The organism is Leifsonia shinshuensis (assembly GCF_014217625.1).
Lineage (GTDB): Bacteria > Actinomycetota > Actinomycetes > Actinomycetales > Microbacteriaceae > Leifsonia > Leifsonia shinshuensis_A.
On sequence record NZ_CP043641.1, the window covers coordinates 2,870,836 to 2,888,249 of the forward strand.

Genomic DNA, 17,414 nt, shown 5'->3' on the forward strand with positions numbered 1-17,414 from the left:
GGTGGACCGGTGACCCGAACCACCACCTTCCACGCCCGCCTTCTCCGTTCGGGCGTGGATCCGCAGACCGTGACGGTGCGGGCGTCGTCGGACGTCCCGCCGCGCACGCTGCGGCGGGCGGCGGGAGGCGGCGGGGCGCTCAACTTCGACGTCTACGCACTGCTCGACGCGGACGGCTGGCCCGCGTCCGCCACGTACACGTACGTCGAGTCCCTCTCGCGCGAGCCGTCCGCCGCCGACGAGTGAGTCGAAGGGCACGTAAACGCCCCTAAAGCGGTGTTTTAGGGGCGTTTACGTGCCCTTCGGCGGAGGGGGTTTAGGCCGGGGTGGCCTGCGCGGCCGCGCGGGCGGCGGCCGGGAGGGCCTCGAGGATGCGGCCGACGGCCGTGTCGTCGTGGGCGGCCGTGACGAACCACGCCTCGAAGACGCTCGGCGGCAGGGAGACGCCCGCGTCCAGCATCGTGTGGAAGAACGGACGGTAGCGGAACGCCTCCTGCGACTGCACCTCGGCGTACGTGCGCGGGGCCGCCGCGAAGTCGCCGAAGACGAAGCTGAACAGGTTGCCGGCGCGCTGCACGCGGTGGGCGACGCCCTCCGCGGCCAGGGCGTCGGAGACGGCGCTCGACAGGGTGTCGGCGACGACATCGAGCCGGTCGTAGACGGCCTCGTCGGCGTTCGCCAGCGTGGCGAGGCCGGCGGCGACGGCGACCGGGTTCCCGGAGAGCGTGCCCGCCTGGTAGACCGGGCCGGTCGGCGCCAGGAAGTCCATCAGCTCCGCGCGCCCGCCGACGGCCGCCAGCGGCATCCCGCCGCCGATGACCTTGCCGAACGTGACGAGGTCGGGAGTGTAGCCGCGGTCGAGGCCCCAGAATCCCGCCTCGCTCACCCGGAAGCCGGTGAGCACCTCATCCAGGATGAGCAGTGCGCCGTACTCGTGCGCGAGGTCGGTCAGCGCGGCGTTGAAGCCCTCGTCGGGGGCGACGACGCCCATGTTCGCGGCGGCGGCCTCGGTGATCACGGCCGCGATGTCCGGGCCGTTCGCCTCGAAGGCGGCGCGGACGGCGTCGAGGTCGTTGTACGGCAGCACCAGCGTCTGCGCGGCCGTCGCCTCGGTCACGCCGGCCGAGCCGGGCAGTGCGAGCGTCGCGAGCCCCGAGCCGGCCTCGGCGAGGAGGCTGTCGGAGTGGCCGTGGTAGTGGCCGGCGAACTTGATCAGCAGCGGACGGCCGGTGAAGCCGCGCGCCAGGCGGATCGCGGTCATCGTCGCCTCGGTGCCGGTGGAGACGAGTCGCAGCTTGTCGATGAACGGCACCCGGCCGAGCACGGCCTCCGCCAGCTCGGTCTCGGCCGGCGTGGAGGCGCCGAACGAGAGCCCGCGCGCTGCGGCCTCCTGCACGGCGGTGATCACGGCGGGATGCGCGTGGCCGAGGATCGCCGGACCCCAGGACGCGACCAGGTCCACGTACTCGCGGCCTTCGGCGTCCACGATGTACGGGCCGCGGGCCGAAACCATGAAGCGCGGCGTGCCGCCGACCGAGCGGAAGGCGCGGACCGGTGAGTTCACGCCGCCGGGGATGACCCGCTGCGCGCGCTCGAACTGGGCGAGGTTGACGTCGCCGATCGCGACGCCGTCGGCGAGCCCCTGGAGGTCCTGCGAGCCGGTGTTGAGGTAGTCGTTCATCGGAGCCATCCCGCGACCTCGGTCGCCCAGTAGGTGAGCACGGCGTCGGCGCCCGCACGGCGAACGCCGATCAGGGTCTCCTCGATGACGCGCTCGCGGTCGATCCAGCCGTTCGCGGCTGCGGCCTCCACCATCGCGTACTCGCCGGAGACCTGGTAGGCCCAGACCGGCACGTCGCTGATGGCGGCGACGTCGCTGAGGACGTCGAGGTAGCTGAGGGCCGGCTTCACCATGAGGATGTCCGCGCCCTCGTCGAGGTCGAGCTGCGCCTCGCGCAGTCCCTCGCGGCGGTTGGCCGGGTCCTGCTGGTAGGCGCGGCGGTCGCCGGAGAGCTGCGAGTCCACGGCCTCCCGGAACGGGCCGTAGAAGCCGGAGGCGTACTTGGCGGCGTAGGCGAGGATGACGACGTCTGTGCGGCCGGCGGCGTCGAGCGCGTCGCGCACGGCGGCGACCTGGCCGTCCATCATCCCGCTGAGGCCGAGGATCTGCGAGCCGGCCTCCGCCTGCGCGATCGCCATGTCGCGGTAGCGCAGCAGCGTGGCGTCGTTGTCGACGTGGCCTTCGCCGTCCAGCACTCCGCAGTGGCCGTGGTCGGTGAACTCGTCGAGGCACAGGTCGGTCTGGACGACCAGCGCGTCGCCCACCTCGGCGGCGACGGCGCGGGTGGCGACATTGAGGATGCCGTCCGGGTCGGTGGCGGCGGTGCCCACCGCGTCCCGCGTCTCCGGGACGCCGAAGAGCATGACGCCGCCGACACCGGCCTCCGCGGCCTCCACGGCGGCGCGCTTCAGGGAGTCGATGCTGTGCTGAGCGACGCCGGGCATGGAGCCGATCGGCTGCAGCTCGGCGGCGCCCTCCCGCACGAACAGCGGAAGGATCAGCTCGGCCGGGTGGAGGCGGGTCTCGGCCGTCAGACGGCGCAGGGCAGGAGACTGCCGAAGGCGCCGGGGCCGCACAACAGGATGCAACTCACTCACTCTCCCCAGCCTACGCCCGCGGCGCTGGGTGCCTGCCGTACGGCGGCGGTCCGGGGAGCCGGCGGTCAGGAGGCTTCGGAGCGCTCGGTGGCCGCGGCGGCGACGGCCTCGATGAGGGAGGTCGCCGTGCGCTCGTCGGCGATCACATCGACACGGAGGCCGTACTCCCGCGCGTCGCGCGCGGTCTGCGGTCCGATCGCGGCGACGAGGGTGCTCTCGGGGATCGGGCCGAGCTGCACCTGCACCTGCTCGGCCACGGAGCCGCTGGTGACGAGGATGGCCTGAACCAGGCCTTCGCGCACGTCGGCGACGATGCTCTCCGGCACCGCGATGCCCACGGTGCGGTAGGCGACCACGGACTCCACGTCATGGCCGATACGACGCAGCCCCTCGGTGAGCAGGGGCTTGGCGATCTCCGAGCGGAGGGTCAGGACGCGGAGCGGGACGACGCCCTCGGTGGCGGCCGTCCACTCCTCCAGCAGTCCGCGGGCGGAGTTGTCCTCGGACGGGACGAGGTCGACCGCGTAGCCTGCCGCGGCCAGCGCAGCGGCCGTGGTCTCGCCGACGGCCGCGATCCGCGTGGAGGGCGGGACGACCGCGCGCGCGGCGCTCAGCACGTCGACCGTGGTGGCGCTGGTGACGGTCACCCAGTCGAATCCGCCGTCCGCGAGCCGGGCCAGCGCGGCCTCCAGCGCGGGGGCGTCAGCGGTCGGCGCGAAGTTGATCATCGCGGCCACGACCGGCGACGCGCCCTTGGCGCGGAGGTCGGCGGCGACCGAGTCGCCCCACGGCCCGCCCCGGGGCACGAGCACGCGCCAGCCGGCGAGCGGCTTCGGGGAGGACGGGGTGGGGGTCATCATGCGCTCCCGAGCGGGGCCAGGTCGGCGGCCCCCGCGCCGAGCAGTTCGGCCACCACGCGGGCTCCGACGTCGTGCGCAGCCTCGGTGAGGTCGGCGAGGCCGAAGGAGTCCGGAGTGGCGGCGTGGGATGCCGTGAGCCGCTCGGTGCCGTCCGGGCGGTACACGGTGGCGGTGAGGAACAGCAGGCCGTCCTCGACCAGCGCGGTCGCGCCGATCGGAGCGGCGCAGCCGGCCTCGAGCCCGGCCAGCACCGCGCGCTCGGCGGTCGCGCAGGCGTGCGTGGTCGCGTGGTCGACGGCCTTCAGCGCGCGGGCGACGTCGCCGCGGCCGGTCTGCTCGCCCTCGCGGACCTCCAGCGCGAGCGCGCCCTGGCCGGGAGCCGTCGGAACCTGCGACAGGGCGAAGAAGTCGGTGACCGCGTCGAGGCGGCCGAGCCGGCCGAGACCCGCGGCGGCGAGCACGACGGCGTCGAGGTCGTCCTCCGCGACCCGGCCGAGCCGGGTGTCCACGTTGCCGCGGATGTCCACGACCTCCAGGTCGGGACGGACCGACTTCAGCTGAGCGACGCGACGGGGCGAGCCGGTGCCCACCTTCGCGCCCTCCGGCAGCGTCTCCAGCGTGAGGCCGTCGCGCGCGCACAGGGCGTCGCGCGCGTCGGCCCGCTTGGGCACGGCGCCGATGACGAGCCCGGGGGCCTGGGCGGTCGGCAGGTCTTTGAGCGAGTGCACCAGGAGGTCGCACTCGTCGGCGAGGAGGGCCTCCCGCAGCGCGGTGGCGAACACACCCGTGCCGCCGAGCTCGGAGAGCGACTCGCGCGAGGTGTCGCCGTGCGTGGTGACGGTGACCAGCTCGACGTCCAGCCCGGTCGCCCGCGCGATCGACTCGGCGACGGCGGTGGTCTGCGCGACCGCCAGCTGGCTGCCGCGCGTGCCGATACGCAGCACGCCGTCGCGTCGCGCGGACGCGCCGTCGGCCTTGCTCACCGTGCCGCTCACGGCGCGAGTCCCGCGGCGGCGGGCTTGAAGCCGAGGCGGACGTTCTCGCAGCAGCCCGGGCGGCACACGTCGTACCAGGGGCCGAGGGTGGTCAGCGCTGGACGCTGCTCGACCGGGACGCCGTCGCGGCGCTCCAGGACGAGGTCGACCAGGCCCTTCACGTAGCGGGCGTGGGTGCCGGGGGTCGGCACGCGGACGGCGACCAGGCCGTTCTCCCCGCTGGTCTCCATGGCCTCGTTGTCGAGATCCCAGAGGACCTCCATGTGATCGCTCACGAACCCGAGAGGGACGATGATCACAGCCTTGACGCCGAGCGCGGGCAGCTCCGCGATGCGGTCGTTGATGTCGGGCTCCAGCCACGGCATCGAGGGCGGCCCGGAGCGGGACTGGTAGACCAGGTCCCAGCCGATGACGCCGCCGGTGGCCTCCTGCGAGACGACCTCGGCGACGGCGAGGTGCTGGGCCGCGTAGGCGCCGCCTTCACCGAAGCCACGCTCGGCGGGGCCGGACTTTGCGGCGTCCGTCGACGGGATGGAGTGCGTCGAGTAGAGGATGCGGATCTCGGTCGCCGGGTCGATGCCGGGGACGCGCTCGCGCAGCTCGTCGACGGCGTTGCGCACGCCCTCGATGAACGGCTCGACGAAGCCCGGGTGGTCGAAGAACTGGCGCACCTTGTCGATCTGGATGGTGCCCTCCAGGCCCTTCTCCTCCAGCACGCGGGCGAAGTCCTCGCGGTACTGCCGACAGCTGGAGTAGGAGGAGTAGGCGCTGGTCGCGATGGCGATCAGCTTGGTGAGGCCGCGCTCCTGCGCCTCGGCGAGGGCGTCCTCCAAGTACGGGTCCCAGTTGCGATTGCCCCACAGCACGGGAAGGTCGATGCCGCGCGAGGCCAGCTCGGCCTCCAGCGCGGCCTTCAGCTCGCGGTTCTGGTCGTTGATCGGGCTCACCCCGCCGAAGTGGCGGTAGTGGTGCGCGACCTCCTCCAGGCGCTCCTCCGGGATGCCGCGGCCGCGGGTCACGTTGCGCAGGAACGGGATGACGTCGTCCTGGCCCTCCGGACCGCCGAAACCGGCGAGGAGGATCGCGTCGTACGCGACGGGCTCCGTCACGTGCTCCGGCCCGGACGCGGCGGCGTCGGTCGCGCCGAGCACCCGCGGAACGGCCTCGGTCCCGGTCACTGCAGGACCTCCACGACCTCGGCCGGCTGGATGCGGCGACCGGTGAAGAACGGCACCTCTTCGCGCACGTGGCGGCGCGCTTCGGTGTAGCGGAGCTCGCGCATCACGTCGACCAGGTCGGTGAGCTCGTCGGCCTCCAGCGGCAGGATCCACTCGTAGTCGCCGAGCGCGAACGCCGCGACCGTGTTGGCCAGCACCCCGCGGAACGCGGCGCCCTTGCGCCCGTGCTCGGCGAGCATCGTGGAGCGCTCCTCGTCGGGCAGCAGGTACCACTCGTAGCTGCGGACGAACGGGTAGACGCAGAGCCAGCCCCTCGCCTCCTTGCCGCGGAGGAATCCGGGGACGTGCTGGCGGTTGAACTCGGCGTCGCGGTGCACGCCCATGGCGTTCCAGGTCGGCAGCAGCGCCTTGAAGAGGCGGGTGCGGCGGAGCTGGCGGAGGCCCCACTGCAGGGTCTCGGCCTCGGGGCCGTGCAGCCAGACCATGATGTCGGCGTCGGCCTTGAGGCCGCTCACGTCGTACAGCCCGCGGGTGACGACGCCCTGCAGCTCGATGTCGGCGATCACGCCTTCGAGCTCCTGGACGGCCCGCGGCACGTCGGTGCCGTCGAGGTCGTCGGGACGCGCGGGGTCCCGGCGCAGGACGGCCCAGAGGGTGAAGCCGCTGGGGCTTTCGGGGGTGGTGTCTTCGGGGGCGGTCGACTCTGCCGGAACGGCAGCCGGGGTACTCATACCGACAGTCTCCCTCGCAAAGCTGAGAAGGCAAAAACCGGACGGGTCGCGTCAGCGGCCCGGGACCCCGCCGTCAGCGACGGGAGGCGGCGACGATCCCCCAGACCGCGCCCCCCACGACGACGGCCACCCCGACCGCGAGGCCGACGAGCGCCAGCGGGTTCTCGTCGCGGAGCCTGCGGAACCGTTCGGATGCCCGCGCGGGGACGTTGAGCTTGTACTGGATGGCGTCGATCGTGGCGGCCAGGTCGGCGCGGGCCGTCTCGACGCCGTTGCGGTCAGTTGTCATACTTGCCCAGCCCCTTCACTGCGTCGATGTCGGACTTGACGCTGGCGATGGTCTGCTTGGGCGCGGCGCCGTCCATCCTCTTGAACGAGCCGACACCGACGAGCGCGAGGATCACGGCGATCACGACGAGGGCGCCGAAAACGATGAGCGCCGCGGCCCAGCCGGGCAGAACGACGGCGAGCCCCAGGATCGCTGCGGCGACGAGCACGCCGAGCGCGAAGAAGAGGAACGCGGCGGCGACCACGAAGAGCCCTATGCCGATCCCGGCATACTTCGCCTTCTCGGCGTACTCGGCCCTCAGATTCGCCAGCTCGGCCTTCACCAGCTGGATCAGCAGCCGCGGGAGCGACGCGATCAGCTCACCCAGCGACTGCGACCTGGCACGTTCCCGATCGGTCATCGGCTCACCGCCCTTCCGTGGCACCCGTACTGAATGTTCGCGACCGGATCAGGCCGTCTCAGGATCATCTCGCGTGACGGGGACGACGGCCACCCCCGGCTTGCCGGAACCGGAACGAGTCTCCTTGCGGCGGTCGTTCGCGCGGACCACGGCCTTCTTGATCGTGATGTAGATCGCCTCGGGCGCCTCGCCGACCTTCTGGGCGACGTAGTCCTCGACGGCGTTCACCTGCTTTTGCACCCCCGGCGACTCCCAGACCTTGAGGGCGGCCGACTTCATCTGCTCGTAGCGCTTGCGACCGGCGCGCGTGCCGAGCACGTAGCCCACCGCCGCACCCGTCACGAAGAGAATCTTGCCCCGCATTCCGTCTCACCCCTCCAGGTCGTCGGTCAGTGCCTTCCAGCGTAGACCCCTGGCCCGTTCCGCCACCCGGCGCGCGTCCGGGATGACGGACGCGAGCCCGGTCCCGGTCAGCCAGGAGCCGGTCACCTCGAGCCCCTCGACGTTCTCAGCTGCCTCGCGGACGCGCTGGATGCGCTCCCGCTGCCCCACTGTGGCATAGGGGAGGGCGTTCGTCCAGGGGGTCCGGGCGAACGCGGAGACAGCGGATTCCGTGAGCGGAATATTCAGCAGCGCCCCCGCGTCGGCGACCGCCTGCTGCCGGAGCTCGGCATCGGACAGGGCGAGGGTGTCGGACGCCCGGCCGGCGCGGCCGTAGGACAACCGCACCACGTGGCGCCCCTCGCCGGCGGCCTCCGCCACCCACGCCCACTTGGCGCTGGAGTGCGTCATGGCCTTGGCCGCGACGCCGGAGCCCGGGCCGTCGGCGACGAGCACTCCGGTGCCGCGCGGCGCCGTGCCGACCCGATCGTCCGTGAGGATCAGCGTGACCAGTTCGACACTGGACGCGGGCGGCCAGTCGAGCGCGGCGAGGTCACCGAGTCCGCCTGCCATGCCGGGGAGCAGGGCGAGGGCGGCGTCGGCGGGTGCGGTGACGACCACGGCATCGGCGTCGATGGTTGCGCCGTCCGCGAGGGTCACGGTCCAGCGGGCGGGACGCGTATCAGCGGCCTCCGCCGGTTGGTCGCTCGGCTCTTCGTGGAGGGCGCGACCGGGGAGCACGAGCCCGTCGAGCGCGATCTCGCCCTCGGCGGCGGCCATGGCGTCCTCCACCGCGGCGGCGGTCACGTCCCCGGGATCGGGCGCCGCCCACGGCGTCACGGAGACGACGACGGCATCGGTGCGCACGGTTCCGCCGCGCGCCGCGATGTCCGCGCCGAGCGCCGCCGGCAGCCGCCACATGCCGCCGCGGATGCCGCCCACGGCGCTGCCGGCCTTGGCGGCCGAGCGCAGCTCGCCCACGGCGCCGGAGAGCGATCCGAGCCGCGTGAGCGCCGCGTTGAGCCCGGGCGCGACCACATCCACGTCGAGGTCGTCGGGGTTCGCCGAGTACACGCCGGTGACGACAGGGGACACCAGCTCGTTCAGGACCTTCGACCCCATCCGCTTGCGCACCAGCGTGCCGAGCTTGCGCTCCTGGCCGATCTTGAGCACGGGGAGGAGCCGGTCGAGGTAGGCGCGGACCGCACCGCCCCAGCCGATCGCGGCGACGACGTCGGTCGCCAGCGGGGAGCTCGGGATGCCGAGCAGGCCGGCCCTCGGCAGCGGGACGGTGCGCGTGCCGTTGCGGACCCACGCGCCTGCGGGGTTCGGCTCCACGACATCTCCCGCGAGGCCGAGGTCGTCCAGGAGGGCGGCGACGTGGCCGCCGCGGGTCGCGAAGCTCTCCGCTCCGGCGTCCACGGTGATGCCGCCGAGCTCCAGTGGCGCCACCGAGCCGCCCACGCGACCCGAGGCCTCCAGCACCGTGACCTCGAAGCCGGGGCGGGCGCACTCGCGCGCCACGACGAGCCCGGAGACTCCCCCGCCGATCACCACGATGCGGGTCGGGGCGGCCTCCACCGCGTGCCGGATGCTCTCCGTCACCGCGTCGTGGTCGAGAGGCTCGGAGGTCATGCCCGCCATCCGTGGACGAGCTCGACCACGCGGGTCAGCACCGTCGGGTCGGTCTCCGGCGGGACGCCGTGGCCCAGGTTCAGCACGTGCGCCGGCGCCTCCCGGCCGCGCTCCAGGACGTCCACGACGTGGGCGGACAGCACCTCCCAGGGCGCGTCGAGCATCGCCGGGTCGACATTGCCCTGCACCGGCACGACGTGGCCGAGCCGGCGGGCGGCTTCGTCCAGCGGCGTGCGGTAGTCGACGCCGACCGCGTCCGCGCCCACCTCGTGCATGGCCTTCAGCAGCTCGCCGGTGCCGACGCCGAAGTGCACGATCGGCACGTTGCGCACCAGCGGCTCGTCGTTCACGGGCGCGTCGCCGACGGCGTCCACGGCAGCTACGGGAGGCCGCGGGACCTCGTAGGTGAGGTCGCGGATGTGCGAGAGCGCCCTGGCGGAGGCGGGGGCGACGTGGGTGACGTAGTCGTGCAGCGACAGCGAGCCGGCCCAGGAGTCGAAGAGCTGGGCGGCGCTCGCGCCGGCGAGCAGCTGCGCGCGCAGGAAGGCGCCGGTCACGTCGGCGCTCCACGCCATCAGCCGGGCCCAGGTCTCCGGGTCGGCGTGCATGAGCGTGCGTGCGCGGATGTGGTCCTTGGACGGGCCGCCCTCGACGAGGTACGCGGCGAGGGTGAAGGGGGCGCCGGCGAAACCGATCAAGGGGGTGTCGCCCAGCTCGGCCGTCGTGAGCCGGACCGCCTCGGCGATCGGCGCGAACGTGTCGGCGCCGAGGGAGGCCGGGTCGACCTCCTCGAGCCGCGCCACGTCGGCCGCGGTGCGCACCGGGCTCTCGAACACGGGGCCCTTGCCGGGCTGGATCTCCACGGCGACGCCGGCCAGCTTCAGCGGCACGACGATGTCGCTGAAGAAGATGCCCGCGTCCACGCCGTGCCGGCGCACCGGCTGCAGCGTGATCTCGCTCGCCATGGCGGGGTCGAGGCAGGCGTCGAGCATGTGCGTGCCGACGCGCAGCTCGCGGTACTCGGGCAGCGAGCGTCCGGCCTGGCGCATGAACCAGACGGGGACGGTCTCCTGGCGTTCGCCCTGATAGGAGCGGACCAGGCGACTGCCCGCGGTTCGGCCTTCGGAGAGCGGGTGGGTCGGGTCGAGGGAGGTCACCCGACGATTCTGCCAGGGACGAATCTGCCAATCCCCCGGGAATCCCGTCGAACAGCCGCAGGACGCGGTATCTCGATTCGAGTCTGGTCGGCGCCGAGCGTATTCTTTCCCCCGTGCTTCTCTGCTTCTCGTCGAGCCACCGCACTGCGGAGTTCGACCTCCTCGAACGGCTCGAGCGCCATGCGCCGGCCGTCACCGCGGCACTCGCGGAGCAGCACGGAATGGTCGCAGGATCGGTCGTCCTCGCCACCTGCAACCGGTTCGAGGCTTACCTGGATGTGGACGCCCAGCCGCTCGCCGGAGCCGCGACCACCGCGCGCGTGATCGAGACCGTCGCGGCCGCCAGCGGCATCGACGCCGACCTCCTCCGCTCCTCCAGCGCCGTCTACAGCGACGACGCCGTGGCCGAACACCTCTTCTCCGTCTCCAGCGGCCTCGAGTCGGTCGTCGTCGGGGAGGGCGAGATCGCCGGGCAGGTGCGCCGCGCACTGCAGGCGGCCCGTACCTCCGGCACCGTGACCGGGAACCTGGAGCGCGTCTTCCAGGTCGCGTCGCGCACGTCCCGCGGGGTCAAGAACCAGACCGGCATCATGACCGCCGGCCGCTCGATGGTCCGCCTCGCGCTCGAACTCGCCGAGAGCCGGATCAGCGACTGGGCGGCCGTGCGCGTGCTGCTCGTCGGAACCGGCAAGTACGCCGGCGCCAGCCTGGCCGCGCTGCGCGAGCGCGGCGTGGTCGACGTGCAGGTGTTCTCCCCGACGGGGCGCGCGGCGAAGTTCGCGCTGTCGCACGACGTCGTCCCCGTCGAGTCCGACGACCTCCTGGAGGTGCTGGGCGCCGCGGACCTCGTCGTCACCTGCTCGGCCGTCACCGACCACGTCATCACCCGCTCCCTGCTGGCGGACGCGATCGCCGCGCCCGACGCCGCCGAGCGCCGCCTCGTGATCGACCTCGGCCTCCCCCGCAACGTCGACCCCGCCGTCTCCGAGCTGCGCGGCGTCGAGCTGCTCGACCTGGAGACCATCAGCATCCACGCGCCCGTCGAGGAGCTGAACGCCGCCGCCGCCGCCCGCGAGATCGTCGGCGCCGCCGCCGCGGAGTTCGCTGCGCAGAGCGCCGAGCAGGCGATCACGCCGGCGCTGGTCGCCCTCCGCACGCACGTGTTCGGCATCCTGGACGCGGAGATCGCGCGGGCGCGCTCCCGGGGCGACTCGTCCGAGCAGACCGAGCAGGCGCTCCGGCACCTGGCCGGCGTGCTGCTGCACACCCCGTCGGTGCGGGCGCGCGAGCTCGCCAGGAACGGCGAGGCGCAGGCGTTCGTGGACGCGACGTCGGCGCTGTTCGGCGTGGAGGTCGCGGACGCGCCGCAGCAGCTGCAGGCACCGGGACTCCGCGCCGTCGACGACGAGACCGCCGCTTCCTGACGTCCGTCCAGAAGCAACCACCAGAGGAGGACACGTGAGCGACGAGGCCACGATCACCGCCACCGAGCCGCACGCCGCCACCGGCCTGCCGTACGCCGCGGAGGAGCTCCGCACCGAGCGGCTGCTGCTGCGCCCGCTCAACAGCGGCGACCTGGAGAACGCCCACGAGTTCGAGCGCCTGAAGGACGTCGCCCGCTACCTCTACTGGGAGGTGCACGACCACGACGAGTCGGCCGAGCACCTGCGCAAGCGCATCGCGATGAACCGCCTCGCCTCCGACGGCGACGGCATCGTCTACGCGGTCGAGCTCCCGGACCCGGAGGGCGGCCACAGCCGGGTGATCGGCCACGTGAGCCTGTTCCTCAAGAAGGCGGAGTGGGCGAAGTTCGAGATGGGCTGGGTGTTCCACCCGGCGGTCCACGGCCGCGGCTACGCGACCGAGGCGACGACGCGCCTCCTCTCGCTGTGCTTCGACACCCTCGGCGGCCACCGTGTCTTCGCCCAACTCGACGCCCGCAACGAGGCGTCGGCGCGCCTCTGCGGCATCCTCGGGATGAAGCAGGAGGCCCTGCTGCGCCAGAGCGAGATCTTCAAGGGCGAATGGTCGGACACCGCGGTGTTCGCGATCCTGGAGGACGACTTCCGCGCGGGCCGGTGAGGTCGGCGGCATCTGAAATCATAGATGCGTGCACCTCTGCTATGTCGATGACTCGGGCGACCCGTCGCGTGGGAAGCTGCTGACCGCGTTATTGGTCCACGACAGCGAGTGGACTCGAGTGCTCGACGCGTGGCTGAGCGGCAGGCGTGAGATCCATAGGCACTTCGGCGTGCCGAAGCTTGCGGAACTGCATGCCAACAAGCTCTTCAAAGGTCGAGGGCAGTTCTGCGAAAGCCCCGTGCAGGAAGCAGCGTTCACCGTCCGAGCCCGCGCCAAAGCCGCCCGCATTGCGTTGAGTCATCTGAGCGAGCGCAGCCGATTCGATCTCGTGACCATCGGCGCAGCCGAGCGATCGCCGCACGTGATGTACGCGAGGTTCATCGCATGGTTGGAGGATTGGGCGGAGCTTCATGACACACGGGTGATGATCTTCTACGACGGTCAGCACGGCGTCGATGAGACGGGAATGCTCGACGCGAGGGAACGACACGAACTCTGGGAACGGGCGCTGCGCTCGTCGGGCCCTTACCGCGAGGTCCATCGGTCTCTCGAGCTGTCCACACGCCGGATCGTCGAAGACGTCGTGATGCAGGACAGCCGGTACAGCCAACTCATTCAAGCGGCGGATCTCATCGCCTATGGGGCTTACCACACACATCGGCATGCGCATCCGGAGGTCTGGGGCGGCTCGTTTCAACCGTCGCACGCTGCAATCGCGGCGTACATGCAGACCTCGGAACATTGGCAGGCTGACAGCGACGCGGGTGTGCACTGGCTCACCACAACGCAAGAACCCCCGGCCTGAGCCAGGGGTCTGCACCGCAATACCCCGCGAGCAGTCCTTAACCCTGCATGGAGTTTTGCAAGAGCAAGACTACTACAGCGTTCAATTAGGTGCACTGAGGAGCCCTAAACGTCGCCCCCGCATCCTCAGTAGGATGGACGGGTCCCCCACAACCCCCGGCACCGAACAGGGAGCACCCATGGCCGCACCGTCGAGACTGGATTCCGTCATCACGCTGGCGCAGCACCGCGGATTCGTCTTCCCCTCGGGGGAGATCTACGGCGGCACCCGCTCGGCGTGGGACTACGGTCCCCTCGGCGTCGAGCTCAAGGAGAACATCAAGCGCGAGTGGTGGAACGCGTTCGTGCGCGGACGTGGTGACATGGTCGGCCTCGACTCGGCGATCATCCTGCCCACCGCCGTGTGGGAGGCCTCCGGTCACGTGCAGGTCTTCAGCGACCCGCTCACCGAATCCCTCATCACCCACAAGCGCTACCGGGCCGACCACCTCTTCGAGGCGTACGAGGCGCAGCACGGCCACGCGCCGGCCAACGGCCTCGACGACATCGCCGACCCGGACCACCCGGACAAGGTCGGCCAGTGGACGCCGATCCGGCAGTTCTCCGGCCTGATGAAGACCTACCTCGGCGTCGTGGACGACGAGTCCGGCCTCCACTACATGCGCCCGGAGACCGCGCAGGGCATCTTCACCGACTTCGCCGCGGTGCTGCAGACCGCGCGCAAGAAGCCGCCGTTCGGAATCGGCCAGATCGGCAAGGCGTTCCGCAACGAGATCACGCCCGGCAACTTCATCTTCCGCACCCGCGAGTTCGAGCAGATGGAGATCGAGTTCTTCGTCGAGCCCGGCACCGACGAGGAGTGGTTCCAGACCTGGATCGACCTCTGCTGGGACTGGTTCGTCGACCTCGGCATCGACCCGGCCAACATCCGCCGTCTCGAGCACGAGAAGGACAAGCTCGCGCACTACTCGAAGCGCACTATCGACATCGAGTACAAGTTCGACTTCGTCGGCAGCGAGTGGGGCGAGCTGATGGGTGTCGCGAACCGCACCGACTTCGACCTGAAGACGCACATCGAGCACTCCGGCAAGGACCTCAGCTACTTCGACCAGAACAAGAACGAGCGCTACGTGCCGTTCGTGATCGAGCCGTCCTTCGGCCTCACCCGCGCGCTGATGGCGTTCCTGGTGGACGCGTACGACGAGGAGGAGGTGCCGAACGCCAAGGGCGGCACCGACAAGCGCACCGTCCTTCACCTCGACCCGCGCCTCGCGCCGGTCAAGGTGGCCGTCCTCCCGCTGTCCCGCAACGAAGCGCTGTCGCCGCTCGCCCGCGGCCTGGCGGACAAGCTCCGGAAGCGCCGCAACGTCGACTTCGACGACTCGGGCGCGATCGGCCGCCGCTACCGCCGCCAGGACGAGATCGGAACGCCGCTCGCGGTGACCGTCGACTTCGACTCGCTCGAGGACGACGCGGTGACGGTCCGCGACCGCGACACGATGAAGCAGGAGCGCATCCCGCTCGAGGGCCTCGACCGCTACCTCGCGGAGCGTCTGCGCGAGATCTGACCCTCCGCGGGAGCGGTTTTCCGCCCCCGCGCAGCAGGTGCCGCCTCCGGGAACGGGCGGCGACGGCTAAGGTGGGGGCCACCGCGACGGAGACACGATGAGCACGGCTCCCACGAACACCGCACCAGCGCCGCCGGCGGATCCGCCCCCGGGGCGGCCACCGGCGTGGGCCCTGCTGCGCGCCTACGTCCAGGTCGCGCCCGCGAGCGTGACCCTCGCCGTCCTCCTGCTGGCGACCTCCATCGCCACCGGCACGCTGTGGAGCGCCGCGAGCGTGGGAGGCGGATCGCTGGTCTGGGCGGCGGGCGTGCCGACGACCATCCGGGCCGGGTACTGGTGGACGCCGTTCACGGCGCTCTTCGTGCCGGAGGACCCGATCCAGTTCGTCATCTCGTTCCTGCTGGCGCTGACGCTGCTCGCCGCGTCCGAACGGCTGCTCGGCACCGTCCGCCTGATCGTCGCGTTCCTGGTCACCGGGGTGCTGGGCATCACGCTCGGCGTGCTGGGCCAGTGGGCGGCGGCGAACGTGGGCGAGATCCTGGCGCACGCCACCGAGTTCGACTTCACGCTCGACCCCACCATCGGGATCGTGGGGGCGCTGGTCACGGCGAGCGCCTTCGCGACCACGCTCTGGCGGCGCCGGATCCGGCTGCTGACCTTCGCCACCGTCGTCATGTTCGTGCTCTACAACGGCGACCAGAACAACGTCTACCGGCTGTTCGCGGCACTGCTCGGCCTCGCTCTCGGCGTCATCCTGCGCCGCGGGCCCCTGCACCGGATCCGCCGCAGCTCGCACGCCGAGACCCGCAACCTGGTCGCTGCGATCGTCGCGATCACCGCCGTCGGGCCGCTGGCCGCGCTGTTGCCGCCCGGCGGCCTCGGACCGCTCTCGTTCATCTCGGCACTGTTCCAGCACCGGGAGGTCGACGCCGCGACGGTGCTGACAGCGTGCAAGGCCGTCGACACGACCAACTGCCGCGACGAGCTCGCCGCGGTCTCCGTGCAAGGAGTCGGGCCGCTGCTGCTCAGCCTGCTGCCGCTCGTGCTGCTCATCGTGACGGCCATCGGCCTCCGCCGCGGCCGGCACTTCGCGTGGGTGCTCGGGATCGTCGTGAACGCCGCGATGATCGTCCTCCCGTTCACGGCGCTGCCCGGCGGTGAGATCAGCATCAACGTGGACAGCATCGACGCCCTCGCGCCGGCGATCGAGGTGCTGCTGTGGCTGGCCGCGACGCTGCTGGTGCCGCTGGCGTCGATCGCGCTGCTGGTGGCGACGCGGCGGCAGTTCCAGATCCGGGCGCCCAGGGATGCGATCGTGCGGTTCACGATCCTGGTGGTCGTCGCGTTCGCGCTGCTCGCCGTCCTGTACCTGATCGCGGGCCTCGGGACGCTGTCGTCGTACGTGCCGGAGGCCTCCATCGGGGATGTGTTCGCCTCCACGCTGCGCCGGTTCGTGCCGTCGGGGTTCGAGTCGGTGCTCGGCCCGGTGATCGTGCCGACGTCGCCGTTCACCCTGCTGCTCTACCAGTGGGTGGGCCCGGTGTTCTGGACGATCTTCGTCATCGGCACGATGCGCCTGTACCGGGCGACCTCCACCGGGCGCACCGTCGGCGACGAGCTGCGCTTCCGCGAGCTGCTGCGTGCGGGCGGCGGCGGGACGCTCGGCTTCATGGGCACCTGGCCGGAGAACGTCTACTGGTTCTCGGAGGACGGCGAGGCGGCCGTCGCCTACCGGGTGATCAACGGGGTGGCGATCACCCTGTCCGACCCGGTGTGCCGGCCGGAACGGGCCGAGCAGACCATCATCGACTTCATCGGGTTCTGCGACGCGAACAGCTGGACGCCGGCGTTCTACAGCATCCACGGCGCGTTCCTGCCCGTGTTCGAGTCGCTCGGCTGGCAGAGCGTCTCGGTCGGCGAGGAGACGCTGATGCACCCGCAGACCTTCGACATGCTGGGCAAGCCCTGGCAGAAGGTCCGGCAGGCCCACAACCGCGGGGTGAAGGAGCGCATCTCGACGCTGTGGACGACGTGGGGCGAGCTGGCGCCGATCCAGCAGAACCAGATCGTCGCGCTGAGCGAGCAGTGGGTGTCCGAGAAGGAGCTGCCGGAGATGGGCTTCACGCTCGGCGGGATGGCGGAGCTGAAGGATCCGGACGTGCGGCTCTACCTCGCGTACGACCCGCAGGGCGACCTCCAGGCGGTCACGAGCTGGCTGCCGAGCTGGCGCGACGACCGGATCGTCGGCTACACGATCGACTTCATGCGGCGGGCCGACAAGAGCGTCCCCGGGATCATGGAGTTCGTGATCGCTTCGGCGGCGCAGCGGATGCGCGGCGACGGGGTCGAGGTGCTGAGCCTGTCGGGGGCGCCGCTGGCGACGAAACCGGCGGGGGCTTCGGCTGATGCCGACACGGATGCGGCGGATGAGGGACCCGCGGTGATGGACCGTCTGCTCGCCTTCCTGGCCAAGACGCTGGAGCCGGCGTACGGCTTCGCGTCGCTGTTCGCGTTCAAGAGCAAGTTCAACCCGACCTACGAGACGCTGTGGCTGGCGTACCCGGACGCGGTGTCGCTGCCGTCGATCGGCAACGCGATCGGGCGGGCGTACCTCCCCGACGCGAACGCGCGGGAGTACCTGGCGCTGGCACGGACGTTGCTGGGGTGAGGGCCCTC

At 71.7% G+C, this 17,414-nt stretch carries 17 protein-coding genes; 6 read left to right on the forward strand and 11 right to left on the reverse strand.

The features are described 5' to 3' along the window. Positions 1-9: 9 nt before the first annotated feature. Complete coding sequence (locus F1C12_RS13850) at positions 10-246, forward strand: hypothetical protein (RefSeq protein ID WP_185275528.1); 237 nt, start codon at positions 10-12, stop codon at positions 244-246. Between the two features lie 70 nt (positions 247-316). On the opposite strand, the gene hemL is transcribed toward F1C12_RS13850, so the two are convergent. The 11 genes from hemL to hemE form a co-directional block, all read right to left on the reverse strand. Next, positions 317-1,681 carry a glutamate-1-semialdehyde 2,1-aminomutase gene (hemL, locus tag F1C12_RS13855; protein WP_258046261.1) on the reverse strand — a complete coding sequence of 455 codons (1,365 nt, stop codon included), beginning with the start codon at positions 1,679-1,681 and terminating at the stop codon, positions 317-319. Next, positions 1,678-2,649, reverse strand: coding sequence for a porphobilinogen synthase (gene hemB, locus F1C12_RS13860; protein ID WP_185278966.1), 972 nt, complete (start codon positions 2,647-2,649; stop codon positions 1,678-1,680). Before hemB ends, hemL begins: the two co-directional genes overlap by 4 nt. Before the next feature lie 74 nt (positions 2,650-2,723). Continuing rightward, complete coding sequence (locus F1C12_RS13865) at positions 2,724-3,515, reverse strand: uroporphyrinogen-III synthase (protein ID WP_185275529.1); 792 nt, start codon at positions 3,513-3,515, stop codon at positions 2,724-2,726. Then, positions 3,515-4,513, reverse strand: coding sequence for a hydroxymethylbilane synthase (gene hemC, locus F1C12_RS13870; RefSeq protein ID WP_185275530.1), 999 nt, complete (start codon positions 4,511-4,513; stop codon positions 3,515-3,517). Before hemC ends, F1C12_RS13865 begins: the two co-directional genes overlap by 1 nt. Then, positions 4,510-5,691, reverse strand: coding sequence for a ferrochelatase (locus F1C12_RS13875; RefSeq protein WP_374939531.1), 1,182 nt, complete (start codon positions 5,689-5,691; stop codon positions 4,510-4,512). Before F1C12_RS13875 ends, hemC begins: the two co-directional genes overlap by 4 nt. Then, the gene (gene hemQ, locus F1C12_RS13880) at positions 5,688-6,422 is read right to left on the reverse strand and encodes a hydrogen peroxide-dependent heme synthase (protein ID WP_185275531.1); all 735 of its coding nucleotides are present in this window, start codon (positions 6,420-6,422) and stop codon (positions 5,688-5,690) included. The genes F1C12_RS13875 and hemQ overlap by 4 nt, the downstream gene beginning before the upstream one ends. Positions 6,423-6,495: 73 nt before the next feature. Continuing rightward, positions 6,496-6,711 (reverse strand): DUF3618 domain-containing protein, encoded by a 216-nt coding sequence (locus F1C12_RS13885; protein WP_185275532.1) that lies wholly within the window; start codon positions 6,709-6,711, stop codon positions 6,496-6,498. Continuing rightward, on the reverse strand, positions 6,701-7,111 hold the full coding sequence (locus F1C12_RS13890) for a phage holin family protein (protein WP_185275533.1): 411 nt from the start codon (positions 7,109-7,111) through the stop codon (positions 6,701-6,703). Before F1C12_RS13890 ends, F1C12_RS13885 begins: the two co-directional genes overlap by 11 nt. A gap of 48 nt (positions 7,112-7,159) precedes the next feature. After that, positions 7,160-7,474, reverse strand: coding sequence for a hypothetical protein (locus tag F1C12_RS13895; protein WP_258045900.1), 315 nt, complete (start codon positions 7,472-7,474; stop codon positions 7,160-7,162). 6 nt (positions 7,475-7,480) lie between these two features. Then, positions 7,481-9,127, reverse strand: a complete 1,647-nt coding sequence (locus tag F1C12_RS13900) for a protoporphyrinogen/coproporphyrinogen oxidase (protein ID WP_185275534.1) — start codon at positions 9,125-9,127, stop codon at positions 7,481-7,483. Beyond that, entirely contained in the window at positions 9,124-10,284 is a 1,161-nt protein-coding gene (gene hemE, locus F1C12_RS13905) for a uroporphyrinogen decarboxylase (protein ID WP_185275535.1), read from the reverse strand. Before hemE ends, F1C12_RS13900 begins: the two co-directional genes overlap by 4 nt. A gap of 113 nt (positions 10,285-10,397) precedes the next feature. Between hemE and F1C12_RS13910 the strand changes: the two genes are divergently transcribed. The 5 genes from F1C12_RS13910 to F1C12_RS13930 all read left to right on the forward strand — a co-directional run bounded on the left by F1C12_RS13910 (position 10,398) and on the right by F1C12_RS13930 (position 17,406). Beyond that, positions 10,398-11,708 (forward strand): glutamyl-tRNA reductase, encoded by a 1,311-nt coding sequence (locus F1C12_RS13910; protein ID WP_185275536.1) that lies wholly within the window; start codon positions 10,398-10,400, stop codon positions 11,706-11,708. A gap of 34 nt (positions 11,709-11,742) precedes the next feature. Next, positions 11,743-12,366: a GNAT family N-acetyltransferase gene (locus tag F1C12_RS13915; RefSeq protein ID WP_185275537.1), complete on the forward strand. Its 624-nt coding sequence runs from the start codon at positions 11,743-11,745 to the stop codon at positions 12,364-12,366. A 28-nt stretch (positions 12,367-12,394) separates the two neighbouring features. After that, positions 12,395-13,171 (forward strand): DUF3800 domain-containing protein, encoded by a 777-nt coding sequence (locus F1C12_RS13920; RefSeq protein ID WP_185275538.1) that lies wholly within the window; start codon positions 12,395-12,397, stop codon positions 13,169-13,171. Positions 13,172-13,349: 178 nt separating this feature from the next. After that, positions 13,350-14,738, forward strand: a complete 1,389-nt coding sequence (locus tag F1C12_RS13925) for a glycine--tRNA ligase (RefSeq protein ID WP_185275539.1) — start codon at positions 13,350-13,352, stop codon at positions 14,736-14,738. Positions 14,739-14,835: 97 nt separating this feature from the next. Then, on the forward strand, positions 14,836-17,406 hold the full coding sequence (locus F1C12_RS13930; RefSeq protein ID WP_185275540.1) for a bifunctional lysylphosphatidylglycerol flippase/synthetase MprF: 2,571 nt from the start codon (positions 14,836-14,838) through the stop codon (positions 17,404-17,406). Positions 17,407-17,414 lie beyond the last annotated feature (8 nt).

What these genes read in the sequence shown, in the direction of transcription:
- F1C12_RS13930 (WP_185275540.1), top strand. Translation starts at nt 14,836, where the DNA reads ATGAGCACGGCTCCCACGAACACCGCACCAGCGCCGCCGGCGGATCCG.
- F1C12_RS13890 (WP_185275533.1), bottom strand. Translation starts at nt 7,111, where the DNA reads ATGACCGATCGGGAACGTGCCAGGTCGCAGTCGCTGGGTGAGCTGATC.
- hemL (WP_258046261.1), bottom strand. Translation starts at nt 1,681, where the DNA reads ATGAACGACTACCTCAACACCGGCTCGCAGGACCTCCAGGGGCTCGCC.
- F1C12_RS13895 (WP_258045900.1), bottom strand. Translation starts at nt 7,474, where the DNA reads ATGCGGGGCAAGATTCTCTTCGTGACGGGTGCGGCGGTGGGCTACGTG.
- F1C12_RS13925 (WP_185275539.1), top strand. Translation starts at nt 13,350, where the DNA reads ATGGCCGCACCGTCGAGACTGGATTCCGTCATCACGCTGGCGCAGCAC.
- F1C12_RS13900 (WP_185275534.1), bottom strand. Translation starts at nt 9,127, where the DNA reads ATGACCTCCGAGCCTCTCGACCACGACGCGGTGACGGAGAGCATCCGG.
- F1C12_RS13865 (WP_185275529.1), bottom strand. Translation starts at nt 3,515, where the DNA reads ATGACCCCCACCCCGTCCTCCCCGAAGCCGCTCGCCGGCTGGCGCGTG.
- hemQ (WP_185275531.1), bottom strand. Translation starts at nt 6,422, where the DNA reads ATGAGTACCCCGGCTGCCGTTCCGGCAGAGTCGACCGCCCCCGAAGAC.
- F1C12_RS13885 (WP_185275532.1), bottom strand. Translation starts at nt 6,711, where the DNA reads ATGACAACTGACCGCAACGGCGTCGAGACGGCCCGCGCCGACCTGGCC.